Source organism: Candidatus Neomarinimicrobiota bacterium, from assembly GCA_018651745.1.
Classification (GTDB): Bacteria; Fidelibacterota; Marinisomatia; order Marinisomatales; family TCS55; genus JAAZYX01.
The window spans coordinates 97,111-117,509 of the sequence record JABIDL010000010.1; the positions used below are offsets into that span (position 1 = coordinate 97,111).

Below are 20,399 nucleotides of genomic sequence, written 5' to 3' on the forward strand. Positions count from 1 at the left end.
TCAATAACCAAATTCGTTTGTTTCGTTTTGTTCGTTGTGAATCTCACATTTATTCCATTCGTTTGCTTCGTTTTATTCGTTGTGAATCAAATTCTTTTCTTCACCCAGTTTTCTAATCCACCCGTCAAGATTAATTCTTGTGCGGCTGTTCCAACTGCAGAAATTGAATATTGTATATCATCTACTTGCAGCACCGATGATGCGAAATCAATTGAAGCAAGCAAACCTGTTTTAACTGTCAATTTTTTGGTACCGAATTTTTCTTTCAAATCTTTCACAAGGTCCGGCGCTTCTATGACCAAATAACCATTGTTCAGTGCATTTCGCTTATATGTCTGGCTAAAAGAACCAGCAATAACGAGTTGAATACCTCTATATTTTAACGAAGTAGCAGCTTGTTCTCTTGAACTGCCGGAACCAAAATTAAACCCACTGACCAAAATATCATTTTCTTCAACAATTTTTCCAAATTCCGGATCATAATTTTCCATGACAACAGCAGCCATTTGGTCAGGTGTCAAACCATCTACATAAGTATATTTTCCGGGATAAATACCATCAGTATTCAAATTATCCTGATGGCAGAATATCAACTCTCCGGATAATTTTTCAGGAAACCCCTCTAACAACGAAACTGAACTTTTTTCTCCGGAAGGTTGACTATTTATTTCAATATTACTTATAGGTTCAGTATCTGGATAAAATTCTGGGACTGTTATTTTACCGGCTATAGCCGAAGCAGCAACTACTGCTGGTGATGCCAAATACGCTTTGGCGCTTCTGCTGCCCATACGACCTTTAAAATTTCTGTTCGTTGCAGAAATTCCGACTTCATCATCTTTCAACAATCCAATCCCTAATCCAATGCAGGGACCACAGCCCGGTGGTAAAGAAATAGCACCTGCAGCCAATAATGTTTGCCAGTCACCCTTTTCTTCACTTGCTGCCTTGACTTCGCTGGAAGCAGCGGCAATATAAAATTCAACGTGTTTAGCTACTTTTCTACCTCGCACAATTTCAGCTGCTTGAGTTAAATCATCTGTCCGGCTATTCGTACAACTCACCAAATAGGCTTTATTAATTGAGATATTTCGATTAGACATTTCTTTTACCGCCGTCATGGTTTTTACATTATCCGGTCCGGCAACATGGGGGGTAACAGTGGATAGATTTAATGTTAATTCTTTTGCATAAAATGCACCAGCATCTCTAGAAAGATGTTCATCTTCCAACTGCTGAATACGGTCAAGATTTATTCTCGGATGCTCGCCATTTTTACTTTCTTCGTCAGAAGGAACACCTTCCAACCCCCGTTTAGAAATAAATTCTGCTCGGTTTCGTAACCATTGAATCGTCACATCGTCAATAGGGAATAACCCCACAAGGGCGCCCCATTCGGTGGTCATGTTGGCAATGGTTAATCTATCATTGATGGATAAAGAATTAATTCCTTCCCCGGAAAATTCTAATGCATGGTTTAATACTTCATCATGATTAAAAACCCCAGCAAGTGTAATAATTACATCCTTTCCAGTTACTCCGGAAGATATTTTTCCAGTCAATTCAACTTTAGCAACGGTTGGTATTTGCCACCATGTTCTACCTGTCGCCCAAATGGCGGCTGCATCTGTTCGAACTACAGGTGTTCCCAAGCATCCCAAACCGCCGTACATATTTGCGTGGCTATCGGAAGCAACAGCCATTGTCCCGGGAAAAGCGTAACCTTCTTCACACATTACCTGATGACCTATTCCTCGCCCAGCCGGATAAAAATCTACTCCCATTTTTTCCGCAAATGTTTCGATTTCGGTATATTTTTTCATATTTGACGAAGACGTATCCTGCACATTATGATCTAATGCAAACATGGGTTGGCGGGGGATGGCTATTCTGGCAGCGCCTATTGATTTAAACTTTTCTGATACGGGCGCTGTATTATCGTGGGTCAAAATATGTTCTGGTTGAATCGAAATATAATCCCCAGAATGAACTTCGATCCCCTGCGGTAAATCCACAGTATATTTCTGTGCTATTTTTTCAACTAGATTTTGTGACATTTTTTACGCTTTAAATGGTTCAAAACTCACAAAATCAGCATGGTGTACAATAATAGATTCTACCGTTCGTTTACCTAATTCGCCTTCTTTTGAATGAGTACCGATAATATGCTGAACATCTGCCGGTAAATCAAATCTCGCAGCAATGGCAACTCCGCTGAATGGGTGGCGGACTTTGCTACCGTAATCACTTGTAGATAGTTTACCGTCAATCATTTCGTATTCTAACAATTTCCCCACGTCGATTAAAATGGCACCGGCAATGAGTATATCCATATTAATCTCAATTTCATCACCAAAATTTTCCTGCATACGTTTAGCAATATCAACAGCCAGATGGACACAGGTTCGCTTATGATTCATAAAGGTTACGTTACAATCTTTTATTAAGAGTGAAAATGGAATTTCCATCAAGTCATCTGCTGACAATACACTATTATCGATTGCCCATTCCCATGCTGCGGATACCTTTTCTTTTAATTCTTTATTCTTTATCCAATCTATTTCAGGCCAAATTTTTAATATGTTTTCTTTATTGCTCATAATCATTCCTTTACTTTAAAAATCGAATCTATAACCGTCCCGTCAACCCATTTAACAACGCTGATCACTTCATCTGTTAGTTCTGGTTTTTCAGGGGCACCACCAATAAGGTCATCTACTTCCGCTTTTATCTCCTCAATTTTTCTGATTGGTAAACCGCTGTTTTTTGTTGCCTTTATCAAATCTTTCCGTAACGGATTAATGGCTATGCCCCTTTCGGTAACAATAACATCAATCAATTCTCCAGGACCGACCAAAGTTGTGACTTCATCCACAATTATGGGAATACGATCTCGAAAGGCCGGGATGGGTAATATAGTACATTTACTGAAAAGGCAATTTTGCCAACCACCAATTCCATGAAGCATTCGACCGTCCGAATGTGTCACTACATTGGCATTAAAATTTACATCCACTTCTGTAGCACCCAGCACTACTACATCCAGCATGGAAGCAAAATTTCCTTTTCCATGCCAATTATAACTGGTAAAAGGCGATGTATCCACATGGCCCGAATTTTCTCTCATTGAGTGAACGCCATCTAAATCAAATGTTTGACCATCCAGAATAAAATCAGTAAGCCCTTCTTCCAGCATTTCCACTAGATATTTGGTGGAACCACCGCGGATGAATCGGGCTTTGATGCCAGCATCTTTCATCATTTCTTTCAAATAGATGGCAAATGCCAACGCAGTGCCGCCGGCACCGGCTTGAAAGCTAAAACCGTCTTGAAGAATATCGGCAGCTTGAACAAATTTTGCTGTCAGTTCAGCAATATATAATCTATCCGGAGAGCGGGTGAGTTTGGTTGTCCCTGACACAATTTTTTCCGGATCTCCTACCTTATCCATTACAACTACATAATCCACATTCTGCCCCTGGATCTGCCAAGGCACACATGGAAATGGCACCAAATTATCTGTCACAACTATGACTTTATCGGCATACAGAGTGTCCACCAGACCAAACCCCAATAATCCGCACGCGGATGAACCGCGATCTCCCGTGGCGTTCCCAAATTCATCAGCAGTCGGCGCGGCAATAATAGCAATGTCAATGTGAACTTCTCCATCTTGCACCGCCTGCCAGCGGCCGCCATGACTTCTTAAAACGCCTGTTCCGCGCATTCCTCCTTTTGATGCAAAATCACCCAGAGGTCCATTTAATGAGCCCTCAATCCAATCAATGGTTCCGTTTTTAATATGGTCAATTACAGGTTTATGGCATGGAAAAGCAGCCGAGGGAAACCAGCGTAAACCTTTTACACCCATGTTTGCGGCAATATCGAACACTTGATTCATAACTAAATCTCCATTACGAAAATGGTGATGATTCGAAATAGTCATACCGTCCTTTAATCCGCATTTTTTCAATGCTTTTTGCAAAGATCCGATTATTTTATTCCCATCCTTTGGATAGCCAGAGCAAGAGCGAATAGGCGGCGCTGCTTTTGGACCCGATGGTTTATGTTTATCAACACCCATAAATGGAGTTTGTTTAATTCCATTTATTTCAACAGGAACTAATCGGCTAACAGAATTTTGCACCATTTTTGGCTTTTTCATTTTTTCTTCCAATCTTTTGATAACAGCTCCGAAGCAATGGCCAAATCAATGGTCTGCTGTGCTTTTTGTACAACAGGAGCATCTATCATTTTACTCCCCAGTGAAACCACACCAAGTCCTTTTGCTTCGGCTTCATCAAACGCCAATATAATTTTTTTTGCTCTTTCAATTTCTGAATCAGTTGGTGAAAATTCTTCATGAATTGGCTGAATTTGTCTTGGATGAATACAGCCCTTACCATTAAAACCAAGAGCCTTGGCTTCTCTGGCCGAAATTCTTAATGCTTCCTCGTCACTGATATCAACTGATACAGTGTCAATTGCCTGAAGACCTGCAGTGCGGGCAGCATTGATGATTGTGCTGCGTGCAAATAAAGATTCATTACCTTCATCCGTACGCACGATTCCAAGATCGGCAGTGTAATCTTCCAATCCAATCGTCAGTGCAACGTTATTTGGTGAAGCTTCGGCAATTTCCAATGCATGCATCACACCTTTTGCGCTTTCAATTATAGGCATAAGAAACACCGGTTCTTTCCGTCCGCATTTTTTACTGATATCCGAAATTTTTTCATCTACAGCTATAATCTGTTCCCTACTTTCCGCTTTTGGAATAAGCACCAAATGAACATTGTGAGGGACAACAAACTCAAGGTCTATTAATCCCATCTCTCCCTGATTGATTCTCACCATGCGTTCAGCACCAAAAAAGTCTAATGTCCGCAGAGCATTCCGAACGATAAACCGAGTGGATTCTTTTTCTGACGATGCTACAGAATCTTCCAAATCCAAAATAATTCCATCCGGTTTGTGAATGCCGGCATTCAGCATAAGTTTGGGCTGATTTCCTGGAATATATAATCGACTACGACGAAAACGATCTCGATTTGATTTTCCTTTGCAATGAGGTTTCATTTCCGGTAAAGATTCTTCCGCGATGCCTGGATGAGCAGCTTTAATCACTGCTTCAATACGGGCGGCAATGACAAAAGGTAATGCGCCAAAATCTTCTAAGATGAATTCACCGGAATTAATCCCTAAATCTTTACAAACCATCTTCGCCTGGTTAAGAATAGATTCTCTAAATAATATATCAACCTTGCTTGATAATAAAAAATCTAATGGATTAGAACTTGGTGAATAGGTAATTTTTAAATCAGATTTGGGTTTGTCACCCTTTGTCCCGGCAAAATATTCTTTTTTCATAATCTATCGTTGAATTTGAATTCTGTCTTTTAAAGTGACGGGGAATTTATGACCGACTTTTCACCCATTCCAAGAAATGCAAAACGAATTAAAAATTTTAACCAACATACTGTGTACCAATTGTCATTTTAACTTTTTCCTTTCAGATAATAATTTTACTGCTTTAGCAATGCGACGCAAGCGGGTTTCCTCTTTTTTCGCACCTTCAATCCATTCTACATACAGTTTTTTATAAGATGGTGCCAATCCATCAAAAAATTCAACAGCTTCAGGATTCATAGCATCACGGAAATCTTGCGGTACTTTTACAACCCTTTTTGCTGTATCTTTTTCCATCTTGACAGAAACCGTATCCCCTGCATATTTGCTAATTTTTTTACGAATTTCTTTTTTAACCACCAAGTTATGTTTCCCGCCACCCAATGGTAAAAGTGTACTTTGGAAAGAGACACCATCAATAGTTCCCTTTACTTTCACTTTTGCTTTTGAACCATATTCCTTTTCAACGCTGAACGGAACAGTCAAAAAAGTCCAAGCACCGGAAATATCATAGGTGATGAGTTTTGTTTTAAATTTCTTCATTGTTTAGCCAAAGAGGACAGAGAGAGATTATATATTGGAAAACCAATCTTTATTTATTTGGACTATTTCTTCTATTTCAACATTAGAACCTTAACCACCTAAATTATGTAAAGGTTCTAATAAAGGATTAAATAGATCGTCATAATTATAGTCAAAGTATTCCATTTATCTTCTTCTAAATAATTTATTCTTCGTGTTCTCTGTGGCTCTGCAATTCAAATCAATCCATGGTCTGCAAATGAATACACATCATCTCCGGCAATGATTAAATGATCGTGGATATATACATCGATGGTTTTTGTTGCTTCTTTTAATTTTTTGGTAATGGTTAAATCATCCTGGCTTGGATTGGGATTTCCACTGGGGTGATTATGAACTAAAACAAGTGCAGATGCATTATTATTAAGAGCTCGCTTTATTACTTCCCGGGGGTAAACGGCTGAAGTGTTCAACGTCCCCTCAAAAAGTTTTTCCATTTTTAGTATTTGATTTCTACCATTCAGATAGATCACCAAAAAAACTTCGTTGCTTTTGTCACGTAGTGAATGCTTTAAATAATTCAACACATCACCTGAAGATCGAATATAATCCATGTCAAGAATTCGATCAGCTAAAAAGCGACGTGCCACATCTTGTGTCAACTTGAGACCAAAAATATTTTTATCACCAATACCTTTTATTTTTTTCAAATCCTTGGAATCTGCTTCTAGAACAGCTTTTAAGGAACCAAATTTTTTCATGGCATCTTTTGCTGGCTGTTTACAATCGGATCGAGGTGTCCCCAACGTGAGTAGAAGTTCAATTATTTCATAATCAAGAAAACCGTCCAAGCTACTTTTGAGAAATTTTTCTCGAAGACGTTGTCGGTGACCTGAATTATTTGAAGTGTTCATGTGTTTTAAGTATTGAAAGTGTTTAAGTGAGAAACAATAAGGACAAGGACCTCACCACTTTAGCAGATTATTACTCCCTCTTATTTTTTTAATGAGATAAGTTTTTTCTTAAACTCTCGCAACTCCCGCACGTTCCCAATCTCAATTTCACCCGAATCCCATTTGAGTTTGAAATCTCTTTCAGAATCAGAGCCTCCCTGTTTTTTGTATAATAGATATAGATCAGCTGCTTCTCTGGGTTTACCTTTATGAAGGGTCGCAGCTACTTGATACGCAATATCTTCAAGTATATCATCTATTACGCGGTCTGGAAGTTTTTTCTCCAACAATCCTTTTTCAATTTTAGAAAATCGCATCCCATGAATCACATAATCCTGATATGCCTCCCATGCAAAGGGTGCGACCTTTTTAACCGATTCGGCCATCGCGTCAGAAAAAACACGAATCTCAAACTGGGCGTGGCTATCGGATCGTAAACCGATAAAGTGTAATAAATTGTGTAAATCATTTTTCCAATACCATTCCGTATAGATATTTACAGGCAGTAACGATCGTGCCAATTCTCGTGCCACACCTGCTTCATTTAACTCTTGGTATAGGGCAAAACTTCTTTCTGAATTCTCTTTAAAGTATGCCAATACCTTTTGCTTTAATTCAGGCGGGACTTCTCCGGATCGGCCTTGTTTATTCAACGCACTTTGGAATTGAATATTTTCCGGATCAGGATAATAAAATTCATCACGAGCTTCGGAATAGCGTAGAGAATATTCATTAATATTTGCTGTACGATGACGTACCCATTGTCGGGCAACAAAAATTGGCATTTTACAATGAAATTTGAATTCCACCATTTCGAATGGTGTGGTATGCCGATGACGCATGAGATAGCGAATGAGTCCGCGATCTTGGGAAACTTTGCTTGTCCCTTGTCCATAGCTAACCCGCGCTGCTTGCACAATGGCATTATCTCCACCCATGGAATCCACGAGCCGAACGAAACCTTTATCTAAACATTTGATGGCATCTTTTGGTATGTTTGTCATTATTAATATCCTGTTAAAATACTATACGTTTTGTCCACTGCAACAATTTCACCGGCAATTAAGCCCGGTTCAATAAGCGTCTTTTCTTGATTGAAACTAACAAGATTCCCTTTTAGGTCAATCAACTTTCCACCGGCTTCATTGATAATGCAATTTCCTGCGCAAATGTCCCATTCGTTTTTCGGACGAAGAGATGCAAATATGTCTGCCTTCCCTGCTGCAGTCAGTCCCAATTTATAAGCGACAGAACCCACAGCCTTGAGTTTGCCAAATGTACCGTTATATGGTGCCCAGAGCCCTCGTCGTGTTTCAGATCGACTATTCAGAATAACCATTTCACTTACATTTTCCTTGGTGGCACACTGAATTGGATCATCGTTTAAAAATGATCCCTCACCTTTGGATGCTGTAAACATTTCTTTTGTTACAGGATTATAGAGCACGCCCACAATCGGGAATCCATTATCCACAAGCGCCACACTTACCACAAAATTTGGAACGCCCTCAATAAATTCTTTCGTCCCATCCAATGGATCCACAACCCAAACCCGATCTTTTTCCAAACGATCAGGTGAATCTACCGTTTCTTCTGAAAGCCAACCATATTTCGGTCGAGCGTTCATCAACAATTCTTTTAAACATGCATCAGCCTCATGATCAGCAGTAGTTACGGGGTTATGAAATCCCTTTTCTTCAATCTCATAATCGGACTTATAATATTTTAAAATAAGATTGCCAGCTTCAATGGCAGCATCTTTGGCAAGATTTAATTCAGAATTCATCCATGGAAATTAATCCATAGAAAATATAAATTAATCAACTTCTTCCCACTGAAAAATACCTGGATTCGGGGTGTGAATAATACCAGCCACTGACGGAAGCTGCAGGATACATGGCGCGACTTTCTGTTAAAGAAATACCTGCATTTTCTTCCACATTCAAGAGGGTCCAAATTTTATCTTTTTCCGAGTGGTCCGGGCATGCAGGGTATCCCGGGGCGGGACGAATACCTACATATTTTTCCTTTATTAAGGAATCGTTGCTTAAAGATTCTCCCAAATCATATCCCCAAAATTCTTTTCGTACTCTTTCATGTAATCGCTCTGCAAAGGCTTCCGCCAATCGATCAGCCAAAACTTTAACCATTATAGCATTGTAATCATCATGTTGATCTTCGAATTCTTTTACGATAGTTTCGATTCCATGACCTGTAGTCACTGCAAATGTGCCAATAAAGTCATCTTTGGGTGCAATAAAATCTGCCAGACAAAAATTCGGTTTATTTGCCCCTTTATCCACCGTTTGTCGGGGAAAATTGAATTCTACACAATCTGTAATTACGGATTCATTTTCTGCATGTGCAGGATGAATCCCCATCGCCCCTTTTGCTTTGAGCAATTTTTCAGATACTATTCTTTTCAATAGAGCTTGACCATCATCAAAAAGTTTTTGCGCTTCATTCCCATACTTTTTATCGGTCAATATTCTCGGATAAACGCTTTTTAATTCCCATGCATGGAAAAAAGGTGACCAGTCAATATAGTCCACCAGTTCGTCCAAAGGGTAATCATCAAAAACTTTTATACCTTGAAATTTTGGTGTTGGCACTTGATATTTTTCCCAATCAATTTTATATCTCCTTGATCTTGCTGTTCCAATATCAAGGCGTTTTATTTTGGACCCTTTTGCACGTGTTTCCCGAATTTGAGTGAAATCTGCTCGAGTTTTTGCGACAAACGTTTCTTTTTCGTCTGCATTTAATAGTTTGCTCACAACACCCACCGCTCGAGAGGCATCAATCACATGAATGGTCGCACCGGAATAATTTTCCTCAATTTTTACAGCGGTATGTTTGCGACTCGTTGTGGCACCGCCAATCAATAGTGGAATATCAAACTCGAGTCGTTCCATTTCGTTAGCCACATGAACCATTTCATCCAGACTAGGCGTGATCAATCCTGAAAGACCTATAATATCGGCACCTTTTTCTTTCGCAGTAGAAAGGATTTTGTCCGATGGCGCCATGACGCCAAGATCAATAATATCGTAGCCATTACATCCGAGCACAACCCCAACAATGTTTTTCCCAATATCATGAACATCGCCTTTCACCGTAGCCATAATAATTCTGCCGTTGGACATTCCCGACAATCCCAACTCGTCTTTTTCTTTTTCAATAAATGGCAACAAGTGTGCGACTGCTTTTTTCATTACTCTCGCTGATTTCACAACCTGGGGTAAAAACATTTTCCCGGCGCCAAACAAATCACCCACCACATTCATCCCATCCATAAGTGGGCCTTCAATCACATGAATTGGACGTTCATATTTTTGACGCGCTTCTTCTGTATCTTCGACCACAAAATCCGTAATACCATCTACCAGTGCATGGCTTAATCTTTCCTCAACAGAATTTTCCCGCCACGATAAATCTTTTTTCTGTGACTTCTTAACACCGCGGTATTCATCGGCAATTTCTACAAGGCGTTCTGTTGCATCTTCTCTTCGATTAAATAAGACATCTTCCACCCGTTCTTTTAAATCAGGAGGAATATCATCATAAACAGTAAGTTGACCTGCATTTACAATTCCCATATCCATTCCAGCTTGAACCGCATGATATAAGAATGAAGAATGCATGGCTTCACGGACACCATTATTGCCACGGAATGAAAAAGAGAGGTTCGACACGCCACCACTAATGTGAACACCTGGAAGTGATTCCTTAATGGTGCGGGTTGCATCAATAAACGCTTTTCCATACCCATTATGTTCTTCAATTCCGGTGGCAACTGCAAAAATATTGGGGTCAAAAATAATATCTTCAGGCGGGAAGCCGACCTCTTTCGTTAATACTTTATAGGCATGAGTGCAAATTTCTACTTTTCTATCATAAGAATCTGCCTGCCCTTTCTCATCAAAAGCCATTACGATTACAGCTGCGCCATACTTCTTTATAATTTTTGCCTGACGGATGAACTCTGCTTCGCCCTCTTTCATGGAAATTGAATTTACTACCCCTTTTCCTTGGAGATTTTTTAACCCTTGTTCCAATACAGTCCATTTGGATGAATCCACCATGACTGACACTTTGGCAATATCCGGTTCTGCTGCAATTAATCTTAAAAATGTTTCCATGGCTTGCTCAGAATCGAGTAACCCTTCATCCATATTTACGTCAATAATCTGTGCGCCATTTTCAATTTGTTGTCGTGCAACAGAAAGCGCCTCTTCATAATTATCTTCTTTAATCAATCGGCGAAATTTGGCTGAACCGGTAACATTGGTTCTTTCACCGATATTTACAAAATTACTCTCGGGACGAATGGTGACCGGTTCAAGTCCGCTTAATTTAGTCAACGGTTTAATGTCTGGAATCTTACGCGGTGTTAATCCTTTAACTGCTTTAGCAATTGCATTAATATGTGGCGGTGTTGTACCACAACATCCACCGACCAAATTTACCAACCCACTTTCAGCAAATTCTTTAATGATGTCCGCCATCGCCTCCGGTGATTCATCGTATTCACCAAATTCGTTGGGAAGACCCGCATTGGGATAAACAAAAACGGGAATATTTGCAATTGTAGATAATTCATCCAACCAGGGGCGAATTTGTTCGGCACCTAATGCACAGTTGAGACCCACGGCGGTTAAATTTGCATGACGAATAGAATGCCAAAATGCTTCGACTGTTTGCCCGGATAGGGTACGACCGCTGGCATCGGTGATTGTACCCGAAACTAAAATTGGAATATCAACGCCGCGCTCTTCCAAAAGTGTGCTAACTGCGAAAAGTGCTGCCTTACAATTCAGCGTATCAAAAACAGTTTCAACTAAAAATAAATCGACCCCACCATCCAATAATCCTTTAGCCTGATCGTAATATGCATTTTTTAATTCATCAAATGAAATATTTCGAAATCCCGGATCGTTCACATCAGGACTCATAGAAGCAGTGCGGTTGGTTGGACCCAATGCACCGGCAACATATCGCGGTTTATCTAAATATGTTTTTGCAACAGACTTAGCAATTTTGGCGGCTTCATAATTGATCTCATATGCCAGATTTTCCATTGAATAATCTGCTTGGGATATAGCATTTGCGTTGAAGGTATTGGTTTCAACGATGTCTGCCCCCGCATCAAAATAGGCTTTATGGATTTCCCCCACAACATCGGGACGTGTGAGGCAAAGCAAATCGTTATTGCCTTTCAGATCCTTCGGGTGATTATTGAAACGATCTCCACGAAAATCTTCTTCTTTAAGGTTATATGACTGGACCATGGTTCCCATGGCACCATCAAAAACCATAATACGATTGTTGAGTATTTTTTTCATCTTTTTCATAATAAAAAAACCCGTTGCTAAATCAGGGTTTAACCTTTTTAGCACCATTCTTTCACGTCGCGGCAATAGGGCATAAATTACGACTATGGTCAGTTTACGTCAATGTTATGAATGGTTTCAAGAACTTAACATTATTAATGAAATCTCTTGGGTTGACACATTAAATCCCTTATCTTGGGGTTAGGATGAAGTCGTATTGAGGAACCGGACTCTTAACTTAAGCTTTTTTCAAGGTTCACAGTTTTTTTGTCGAAAATAAAAATTCACAAAAACATATCCCTCCTCAACTAACTGACGGCCTTTGGACAGACTGAACCGCCCCTTCTTGGGGACTGTCCTTCGTCAATCACGTATATCATCCGCCCTAACAGAAAGCAATGCGTTTTGCGCAATTGCTAAAGGAGCGAACATGAAGAAAGAAATCTATATAAACGAAAGTATGGGTGAAACCCGTATTGGTATTCTCGAAGATGACCGATTGGTAGAGGTTTACGTTGAGAAACAAGATCAGCAACGAATGGTCGGGAATATATATAAAGGTAAAGTTGAAAATGTTATTCCCGGCATGCAGGCTGCCTTTGTGGATATTGGGCATGAGATAAATGCATTTTTACCATTTTCAGAAATTGAGAACACCGATTATTTAATCGAAGAAGAAGACGATGATAGGACCAATGGCAAAGGTCGGAAAACAGGGAAAAACAGTCGGAATAGAAAAAATGATGGAAATATTCGTGTTGATCTGACAACCGGTCAAGATATTTACGTCCAAGTCATTAAAGAACCATTTGCCGGCAAGGGGCCAAGAGTAACCACTGAAGTCGCCATACCAGGGAGATTGCTTGTTCTGGTACCAAATGGAAACTATATCGGTATTTCAAAAAAGATTTGGGATAAATACGAGAGAAGACGACTAAAAGGGATTACATCTCAATTAAAAGATAGAGGGTTTGGGCTTATAGTCCGAACTGTTGCCGATGGTAAAAGCGAAGAGCTTATCCGAAACGATTATGAAAACCTCATGGATGCCTGGGTAAAAATGGAATCAAAATCAAAACGTACCAAAGAACCTGGGATAGTCTTCGAGGATATGGAGACTGCGTCTAGTGTCATTCGTGATTTACTTACTTTTGATGTCAATAAGATCGTAATCGATTCAAAAAAAATATATCGAAAGATCCAGAATTATCTAGAGGATGTAGCACCAAACATGGCGTCTCGTTTGGAGAGATATAAAATCAAGGCACCTCTTTTCGAGAGTATGGGCATTGAGGCGGAATTGGATAAACTACTTCGCCCAAAAGTTTGGCTAAAAAGTGGTGCTTACCTTATTATTGAAAAGACTGAAGCAATGGTGGTTGTAGATGTGAATAGCGGGCGTTTTATTGGGAAAAAACAACATGAAGAAAATTCCTTAAAAATAAATCTTGAGACCACTCGGGAAATCGCTCGCCAACTTCGATTACGTGATTTATCCGGCCTGATCGTGATAGATTTTATTGACATGCGGGAAGAATCTAACCGAAAAAAAGTGTACCACGAGCTTCGGAAAGAATTGCGGAAAGATCGCGCAAAGGTCGCTGTCAGTCAAATATCTGAGTTTGGACTATTGGAAATGACACGTCAACGCATTAGAGTAAGCTTATTAGATTCTATGAGCGAAGGCTGTCCAACTTGTAGGGGGGCCGGTAGGATTTTATCTAGAGAAACACTCATTACGAGAATTGATCATTGGCTTAGGCGATATAAAGGAAAGTTCAAAGGAATCAAATTAAAATTAGAAATTCATCCAGATATCGGAAATTATTTATTAGAAGAAAAACGTAAAGTTTTACGCGGATTAATGTGGCAAAATTTTGTCCACATCTCTATCGAAAACAATTTGGAAGTGGGTCGTGGTGAATTCAGATTCATTTCTGTAAAAACCGGAAAAGACCTCACCAAAGAGCTAGGGGTTGAAAAGGACAAAACTTCAGCATAAATTCGCCGGCTTTATTAAGGAATAATTATGTATGCAATCGTAAATATCGCAGGAAAACAAATCCGAGTTGAAAAGGGCGCTAAAGTAAAGGTCGCAAGCTTGGAAGGTGATCCTGGAACAAAAGTACAATTTGACTCCGTCCTTCTTACTGATGACGGAAAAAAGGTTCAAACTGGCAATCCAACCATCAAAGGTGCATCAGTTTCTGCTAGTATTCTTGAACATGGTCGGGATAAAAAAATCCTGATCTACAAGAAAAAAAGACGGAAAGGATACAATCGGAAAAATGGACATCGTCAGGGGTTTACCCTATTGCAGATTGATAAAATTGGAATATCAGCTGTTAAGAAAAAGGCTAGCCCTAAAAAAGAAGTCAAACCGGACAATAATGAAAAAGAGGATAGTTAATCATGGCACATAAAAAAGGAATGGGAAGCTCAAGAAATGGGCGTGATTCTAATGCAAAAAATCTTGGCGTAAAAGTTGCCGACGGGCAAACAATCCTTTCTGGAGGAATTATTCTAAAACAACGCGGAACAAAATTTCATCCGGGGCAAAATGTTCGCCGAGCTGGTGACGATTCACTTTTCGCAATAGCAGATGGCATCGTCAAATTCAGTACTAAAGGTAGTAACAAAAAGCTTGTTAATGTCATTACTGACTAACATCAAATAATAAAAAGTGATTCTAAAAACCCTGTCTCCTTTATTGAGATGGGGTTTTTAAATTCTACCTGAATTTTGAAGGGAAAAACATATTATGGCACGTAAAAAAATAGTACTCATTGGTGGCGGACAAATCGGTGGAAACCTTGCACTTCTTGCCGCTCAAAAAGAATTAGGCGATGTTGTAATCTTCGATATCCCTAAAGCAGAAGGAATGGTACAGGGTAAAGCACTGGATTTAATGCAACTTCGACCTCATGATGGCCATGATTCGAATATTACCGGAACTTCTGATTATAAAGATATTAATGGCGCTGATGTTATAATCATTACCGCTGGTATTCCGCGAAAACCCGGGATGAATCGGGAAGATCTGCTTGGTATTAATCTCGGAATTATTAAAGATGTTGCAGACAATATTAAAAAACACGCGCCCAAAGCCTTTGTGATTGTCATATCCAATCCATTAGATGCAATGGTGTATGCATTTTATAAAGTTTCCGGATTCCCCAAAAACCAGGTTGTTGGTATGGCAGGTGCCTTGGATAGTGGAAGATTCCGTACTTTTATTGCAATGGAAACCGGGTTGTCAGTGCAAGATGTGACCTGCATGGTGCTGGGTGGTCATGGTGACACCATGGTGCCAATTACTCGACTCGCAACAGTTGGTGGAGTGCCGGTAAAGAACCTAATTTCAAAAGAAAAGCTAGATGCAATTGAAGAACGTACTCGTTTCGCTGGCGGAGAAATTGTCAAACTTTTTGGAAATGGGTCTGCTTTTTATGCACCTGCACAATCCGCAATTGAAATGGCTGAATCTTTTATTCGAGATAAAAAACGAGTTATTCCTTGTGCTGCTCTTTGCGAGGGGGAATTTGAGGTTGATGGGTATTTTATTGGTGTTCCTACTGTAATCGGTTCCGGCGGAGTAGAGAAAATTCTTGAATTCGACTTAACCGATAATGAAAAACTTGAACTGAATAAAACGCTCGAGGCTGTTAAAAAAACCGTTTCAGAAACCAATCTTTAGTCCAAATATAATTTAAACCAGAAGCCGTAATATTTAACAATTCGGTTTCTAGTAAGTTTATTGACAACCATTTTTCATATGGTGAGTCAAACGCTCTGTGAAAACATTACAAATTGGACGACAAGACCACACAACTAATCATCAACGCCCAAGCTGGAGATTCAGATTCTTTCCACCAGCTCGTTGCATTACATGATAGCCAAATTATGACATTGGCATTTCACCTTTCAAAAAACCAACACGATGCTGAAGACCTTTATCAGGATGTTTTCATGAAAGCATGGAAAAATATATCATCATTTCGGATCGAAAGTGAATTGTACACTTGGCTTTATCGAATTACGGTTAATACTTTTTTAACCCATCAGAAAAAAAGAACAAAAATGAATATTCAGGATGTGGATTCAGATTCCGGGTATGATCCACTTGACTGGATTTCAAATTCTTCCGATAAAAATAAACATTCCGAAGAAATTATTTCTGCGGTTCAAACAGCTGTGAAATCATTACCGGATAAACAAAAAACTGTATTTATCCTTAAACATATGCAGGAATTGAAAATTCGTGAAATAGCAAACATCATGGATATTTCTGAAGGCACCATAAAAAAATATTTGTTTAGAGCAATGGAAAAAATTCGCATTCAGCTCAAGGAATACAGATATGTCTAAACTCAACGAAACTTTAAAAGAAAAGGCGTACTTCTATATTTCTGATGAAATGTCAGAAAAGGATCGGCTAGAATTCGAAAAAACACTTGGGACCGATAAAGCACTCTATCAATTTGTGGAAGAAATCGCATCATCTCTTAACTTGACAAAAACTACTTTTACAATACGGCCAACTCATGAATTTCTTCAAAGTCAACAGTTGATACTTCGAAACACCTTAGAACAGGAAAAATCACAAACAAATCGGTGGGCTATCCCAGATTATTTCATGCGCTTCGCCAATGTACGCCAACCGATGTGGGCGGTAGCAGCCTATGTAGCAATTGCTTTTTTTATTGGTCAATTATCTTTCAACTCTTCAATTCACAAGGTTGAATCAACGTCAACTAATTATCCAAACATTTTGGAACTGATCGAGACTGGCGCCTTAAAGCAGGTAAATATAAAAGAAATAAATGGCGCAGGTTCCATCCAATTTGGAATGAGAACTTCCAAAATTTTCGATATTAGCGGAAATCCTGAAGACGACTATATTCAAAAGATTCTCCTTTATCTTCTCCTGAAGGATACAAATCCGGGGAACCGACTAAAAGCGGTAAAATACCTGAATGATGTTCCCCAGCATGATACCATGAAAATGGCACTAATGTCCTCTATTCTTTCAGATCCAAACCCGGGAGTCCGATTGCGATCTCTGAAATTGCTCAACAAATATAAAGTTGATGATCTTCTTTCAAATGCTTGCCTGAAAGTTTTATTAGAGGATGAAAATGAAGCGGTTCGAATGGGTTCTCTTGAAATTTTAGCTAAATATCCATCAAACAATATTGTACCTGCTCTTCAGGTAGTTTCCATGATGGATGAAAACGAATTCATTCAAAACCGATCTATAGAAATTCTTGATTCTATTGAGGAATTTCAAATTGGTGAAAAAATTGAGTCATTGCAATGAAGATAATTTTAACAATAATTATGTTAAATCTTCAAGTGAGTATCGCCCAAGATATTTTGAAATCATTTAACTTGGATGGGTTTAACCGATTTAAAGGAAAAACCACGTATCATTTTAAATCGAAATTAGGTGATTTAAATGAACGATCTTTAATTGTAAACCGCGTAAAAGGAGATGTTATTATTCAGGGTACTGCCGGGGACGACATAATCATTATTGAAACTATGAATATTAAATCACTTTCTAAAAAGAAAGCTGAAAAATTATTCGAACAATCAAAATCAAAAGTGTCTCGCAATCTCAATTCTGATCTCTTTAAGATCGAAGGTATTCTTATGAAATCCCCCAGGGTTAATTTTAATTACGCTATTGAATTGCCAAGTCATTTTAACCTGGAATTACACACATCAGGTGGAAATATCGGATGTGATCAAATTGTAGGCGCCATTCAATGCCAGACTAGCGGCGGCGATATCGAGCTTGTGAATTTATCTGGACGCGTAGACGGGAAAACATCCGGAGGTGATATTTTAATTAAGGATTCAGAAGGGTCATTTACAGTAACAACTTCGGGTGGAGAAATTGAAATTGCCAGAGTAGATGGATTATTAATCGTCAAAACATTTGGCGGAGATATTGACGCAAACCATATTACCGGACAACTGACTGTTACTACAAGCGGGGGAGATATTGAACTATCATATATTGAAGGAGAAAAAACTGTAGCAAAAACTTTCGGTGGAGACATTGATGTCGATAATATTAAAGGATATCTGGATGTAATAACATCGGGTGGAGACATTGAAATATATTCTTTGAATGGTGCATTATACGCGGCGACATCCGGCGGAGATATTGAACTAAATCACATTGACGGAAACATCAATGCATCCACGCAGGGTGGATCCGTTTATGGTAAATATATCAGCGGATCAATCAATGCCACATCCTCTGGTGGAGATTTAAATATTATAAAAACTGGGGCTAACAATGATCAGGATCATTCCATCAGTCTCAAAGCTTTATCCGGCGATATTGAACTCGTTTTACCTATCAATTTTTCATCCACCATTGATGCAATGGTTACGGGAACACACTCATCTAGGGCTATTGAATCTGAATTTCCAATCACTATCACCCTTGGTGAAAACCACGTGAAGGGATCAGCAGTAATCGGAGATGGAAATCATCCGGTTACACTCAAATCAGCCTATGGCTCAATTATCATTGAAAGGGATTGAAATATGAAATATTTTATGTTAGTTACATTTGTACTGCCAATACTGTTGGTAGCTCAAAGAGTGGACGAGGTCGTTGAAGAGATTGGAGAAGGTGCCGAAGAAGTTGGAGAGCAACTGGGTGAAACATTTAAAGATAATCATGAAAACGAATATGATGATGTGAATGATGAACCAAAAACTGCAATTGAATGGCAGCATGAAGAGGACACTATCACGGACGAAATCATTTTTTATAAAGATCATGTGATTGTTTCGGGAGAAGTTTCTTATGATAATATCCGGATCATCGGCGGCGATTTGATTGTGGATGGTACCGTCAAAGGCAAGATTACCTTGATCGGAGGTGACGCTAGGTTGAATGAAACTGCAGTGTTGGATGGTCAAATTGTTGTGGTTGGCGGAAAAGTCCAGAAACATGGCAATGTGGTAATCAATGGGAAAATCATTGAAAGCAATATAAAAGAAGGATTGCTGTACCGCGAAACTGATCCTGAGGAAAATATTCAGGGTACCTCTGATTTTGAATTGGAAGAGCGGTCGGAACGTGCGAGAAAAAGCTGGATTCATCCTGAGGGACTCACCTTTGTATATAATAGAAATGAAGGACTTCTTCTTAATTTTTTTCACAAACGCTGGGATCGCCGTTCCCTGTCTAGTTTTAGGATTACATCATCGATGGGTGTTCGTATGAAGCCACATCATACGCCCGATTATACAGGGAGACTAACCATGGAAAAAACGTTTGGGCTTAACCGAAACATTACCGTATTCGGAAGTGGATTTAAAGAAAGCCGAACCGATGATGCTTACCGATTGCCACAGATAGAAAACACCTTAGCATCTTTCCTTGGCAAACAGGATTTTTACGACCGATGGGATGAGATTGGATGGGAGGCTGGTTTTGGATTAGATATTTCCCGGTTGAAAATTAAAGCTGCGTATAGCGAGGCTAGTCATGATTCAATATCTGTCGCAGATATCTGGAGTTTGTTTGAAAAAAACAGAATTTTGAGAGAAAATGTCCCGGTTATTCATTTGGAAAAAGTGAAAACAACCGAGGTGACCGCTGCATTCAGAACCAAAGATTACCATCCGTTAAATAATGGACTCGCACTTTTTGCTCAATCTGAATGGTATAAAACCAATTTGGATTCAGGACAGCAAGTTAATAGAATTATGGCTATGGGAATCCTGAATTGGGAAATTGCCGAAGGGATTGTTCTCAGAACCCGTTTGATGGGTGGCACATCCACTGGCGACCTCCTCCCGCACCGGGATTTCGGCGTTGGTGGAATTGGATCTGTGAGCGCACATCCTTACAAAGATCAAACAGGAAACCAATTTGTACAAAGCAATGTGGAATTTATCATTACACCTGAATTCACTGATTCAGAATGGTTGGTAAAATTATTTGCAGATGGGGGTCATGCGTGGGACAAATCTGACTATGCATTTGAGATTGAAAAAATAAAAACCTCCGCCATTACGTCGGTTGGTATTGGTATTGGAAACGGTGACGGGGATGATGATCTCAACTTTATAGTAAACATAGCCAAACCAATGAATGCTGGTGGGGAAATTGAAACAACCGTAAGAGTTAATTACAATTTTTAAGGATGTT

General features: G+C 39.3%; 17 protein-coding genes. 8 read left to right on the forward strand and 9 right to left on the reverse strand.

From position 1 onward, the window contains the following. Window positions 1-86: 86 nt before the first annotated feature. The 9 genes from lysF to metH all read right to left on the reverse strand — a co-directional run bounded on the left by lysF (window position 87) and on the right by metH (window position 12,238). Complete coding sequence (gene lysF / locus HOD97_01550; protein ID MBT4280294.1) at window positions 87-2,057, reverse strand: homoaconitase; 1,971 nt, start codon at window positions 2,055-2,057, stop codon at window positions 87-89. Window positions 2,058-2,060: 3 nt separating this feature from the next. Further along, a complete protein-coding gene (locus tag HOD97_01555; GenBank protein ID MBT4280295.1) occupies window positions 2,061-2,600 on the reverse strand; it encodes an HDIG domain-containing protein in 540 nt (179 codons plus the stop codon). 2 nt (window positions 2,601-2,602) lie between these two features. Continuing rightward, a complete protein-coding gene (gene citF / locus HOD97_01560; GenBank protein ID MBT4280296.1) occupies window positions 2,603-4,150 on the reverse strand; it encodes a citrate lyase subunit alpha in 1,548 nt (515 codons plus the stop codon). A gap of 11 nt (window positions 4,151-4,161) precedes the next feature. Further along, window positions 4,162-5,370 (reverse strand): citrate lyase ACP, encoded by a 1,209-nt coding sequence (locus HOD97_01565; protein MBT4280297.1) that lies wholly within the window; start codon window positions 5,368-5,370, stop codon window positions 4,162-4,164. 123 nt (window positions 5,371-5,493) lie between these two features. Continuing rightward, window positions 5,494-5,952: a DUF1905 domain-containing protein gene (locus HOD97_01570; GenBank protein ID MBT4280298.1), complete on the reverse strand. Its 459-nt coding sequence runs from the start codon at window positions 5,950-5,952 to the stop codon at window positions 5,494-5,496. A gap of 215 nt (window positions 5,953-6,167) precedes the next feature. Then, on the reverse strand, window positions 6,168-6,845 hold the full coding sequence (radC, locus tag HOD97_01575) for a DNA repair protein RadC (GenBank protein ID MBT4280299.1): 678 nt from the start codon (window positions 6,843-6,845) through the stop codon (window positions 6,168-6,170). 80 nt (window positions 6,846-6,925) lie between these two features. Then, window positions 6,926-7,888, reverse strand: a complete 963-nt coding sequence (locus HOD97_01580; GenBank protein MBT4280300.1) for an FAD-dependent thymidylate synthase — start codon at window positions 7,886-7,888, stop codon at window positions 6,926-6,928. A 2-nt stretch (window positions 7,889-7,890) separates the two neighbouring features. Continuing rightward, window positions 7,891-8,670 carry a 3'(2'),5'-bisphosphate nucleotidase CysQ gene (locus HOD97_01585; GenBank protein MBT4280301.1) on the reverse strand — a complete coding sequence of 260 codons (780 nt, stop codon included), beginning with the start codon at window positions 8,668-8,670 and terminating at the stop codon, window positions 7,891-7,893. Window positions 8,671-8,704: 34 nt separating this feature from the next. After that, on the reverse strand, window positions 8,705-12,238 hold the full coding sequence (gene metH, locus HOD97_01590; protein ID MBT4280302.1) for a methionine synthase: 3,534 nt from the start codon (window positions 12,236-12,238) through the stop codon (window positions 8,705-8,707). Between the two features lie 409 nt (window positions 12,239-12,647). Here metH and HOD97_01595 point away from each other — a divergent pair, with 409 nt between their 5' ends. The 8 genes from HOD97_01595 to HOD97_01630 all read left to right on the forward strand — a co-directional run bounded on the left by HOD97_01595 (window position 12,648) and on the right by HOD97_01630 (window position 20,392). Beyond that, window positions 12,648-14,219, forward strand: a complete 1,572-nt coding sequence (locus tag HOD97_01595) for an Rne/Rng family ribonuclease (GenBank protein ID MBT4280303.1) — start codon at window positions 12,648-12,650, stop codon at window positions 14,217-14,219. 27 nt (window positions 14,220-14,246) lie between these two features. After that, window positions 14,247-14,627 carry a 50S ribosomal protein L21 gene (gene rplU / locus HOD97_01600; GenBank protein ID MBT4280304.1) on the forward strand — a complete coding sequence of 127 codons (381 nt, stop codon included), beginning with the start codon at window positions 14,247-14,249 and terminating at the stop codon, window positions 14,625-14,627. 2 nt (window positions 14,628-14,629) lie between these two features. After that, the gene (rpmA, locus tag HOD97_01605; protein ID MBT4280305.1) at window positions 14,630-14,884 is read left to right on the forward strand and encodes a 50S ribosomal protein L27; all 255 of its coding nucleotides are present in this window, start codon (window positions 14,630-14,632) and stop codon (window positions 14,882-14,884) included. 94 nt (window positions 14,885-14,978) lie between these two features. Continuing rightward, complete coding sequence (gene mdh / locus HOD97_01610) at window positions 14,979-15,914, forward strand: malate dehydrogenase (protein ID MBT4280306.1); 936 nt, start codon at window positions 14,979-14,981, stop codon at window positions 15,912-15,914. 113 nt (window positions 15,915-16,027) lie between these two features. Then, window positions 16,028-16,585, forward strand: a complete 558-nt coding sequence (locus HOD97_01615) for an RNA polymerase sigma factor (protein ID MBT4280307.1) — start codon at window positions 16,028-16,030, stop codon at window positions 16,583-16,585. Next, window positions 16,578-17,537, forward strand: a complete 960-nt coding sequence (locus tag HOD97_01620; protein ID MBT4280308.1) for a HEAT repeat domain-containing protein — start codon at window positions 16,578-16,580, stop codon at window positions 17,535-17,537. Before HOD97_01615 ends, HOD97_01620 begins: the two co-directional genes overlap by 8 nt. Continuing rightward, window positions 17,534-18,778: a DUF4097 family beta strand repeat protein gene (locus HOD97_01625; protein MBT4280309.1), complete on the forward strand. Its 1,245-nt coding sequence runs from the start codon at window positions 17,534-17,536 to the stop codon at window positions 18,776-18,778. The genes HOD97_01620 and HOD97_01625 overlap by 4 nt, the downstream gene beginning before the upstream one ends. Before the next feature lie 15 nt (window positions 18,779-18,793). Beyond that, the gene (locus HOD97_01630; GenBank protein MBT4280310.1) at window positions 18,794-20,392 is read left to right on the forward strand and encodes a hypothetical protein; all 1,599 of its coding nucleotides are present in this window, start codon (window positions 18,794-18,796) and stop codon (window positions 20,390-20,392) included. The last annotated feature ends 7 nt before the right edge of the window (window positions 20,393-20,399 follow it).

Bases quoted from the DNA above. Each gene is read 5' to 3' on its own strand.
- HOD97_01625 (MBT4280309.1), top strand. From the start codon at position 17,534: ATGAAGATAATTTTAACAATAATTATGTTAAATCTTCAAGTGAGTATC.
- HOD97_01595 (MBT4280303.1), top strand. From the start codon at position 12,648: ATGAAGAAAGAAATCTATATAAACGAAAGTATGGGTGAAACCCGTATT.
- HOD97_01620 (MBT4280308.1), top strand. From the start codon at position 16,578: ATGTCTAAACTCAACGAAACTTTAAAAGAAAAGGCGTACTTCTATATT.
- HOD97_01555 (MBT4280295.1), bottom strand. From the start codon at position 2,600: ATGAGCAATAAAGAAAACATATTAAAAATTTGGCCTGAAATAGATTGG.
- metH (MBT4280302.1), bottom strand. From the start codon at position 12,238: ATGAAAAAGATGAAAAAAATACTCAACAATCGTATTATGGTTTTTGAT.
- citF (MBT4280296.1), bottom strand. From the start codon at position 4,150: ATGGTGCAAAATTCTGTTAGCCGATTAGTTCCTGTTGAAATAAATGGA.
- rplU (MBT4280304.1), top strand. From the start codon at position 14,247: ATGTATGCAATCGTAAATATCGCAGGAAAACAAATCCGAGTTGAAAAG.
- rpmA (MBT4280305.1), top strand. From the start codon at position 14,630: ATGGCACATAAAAAAGGAATGGGAAGCTCAAGAAATGGGCGTGATTCT.
- radC (MBT4280299.1), bottom strand. From the start codon at position 6,845: ATGAACACTTCAAATAATTCAGGTCACCGACAACGTCTTCGAGAAAAA.
- HOD97_01570 (MBT4280298.1), bottom strand. From the start codon at position 5,952: ATGAAGAAATTTAAAACAAAACTCATCACCTATGATATTTCCGGTGCT.
- HOD97_01585 (MBT4280301.1), bottom strand. From the start codon at position 8,670: ATGAATTCTGAATTAAATCTTGCCAAAGATGCTGCCATTGAAGCTGGC.
- HOD97_01630 (MBT4280310.1), top strand. From the start codon at position 18,794: ATGTTAGTTACATTTGTACTGCCAATACTGTTGGTAGCTCAAAGAGTG.
- HOD97_01565 (MBT4280297.1), bottom strand. From the start codon at position 5,370: ATGAAAAAAGAATATTTTGCCGGGACAAAGGGTGACAAACCCAAATCT.
- mdh (MBT4280306.1), top strand. From the start codon at position 14,979: ATGGCACGTAAAAAAATAGTACTCATTGGTGGCGGACAAATCGGTGGA.
- lysF (MBT4280294.1), bottom strand. From the start codon at position 2,057: ATGTCACAAAATCTAGTTGAAAAAATAGCACAGAAATATACTGTGGAT.
- HOD97_01580 (MBT4280300.1), bottom strand. From the start codon at position 7,888: ATGACAAACATACCAAAAGATGCCATCAAATGTTTAGATAAAGGTTTC.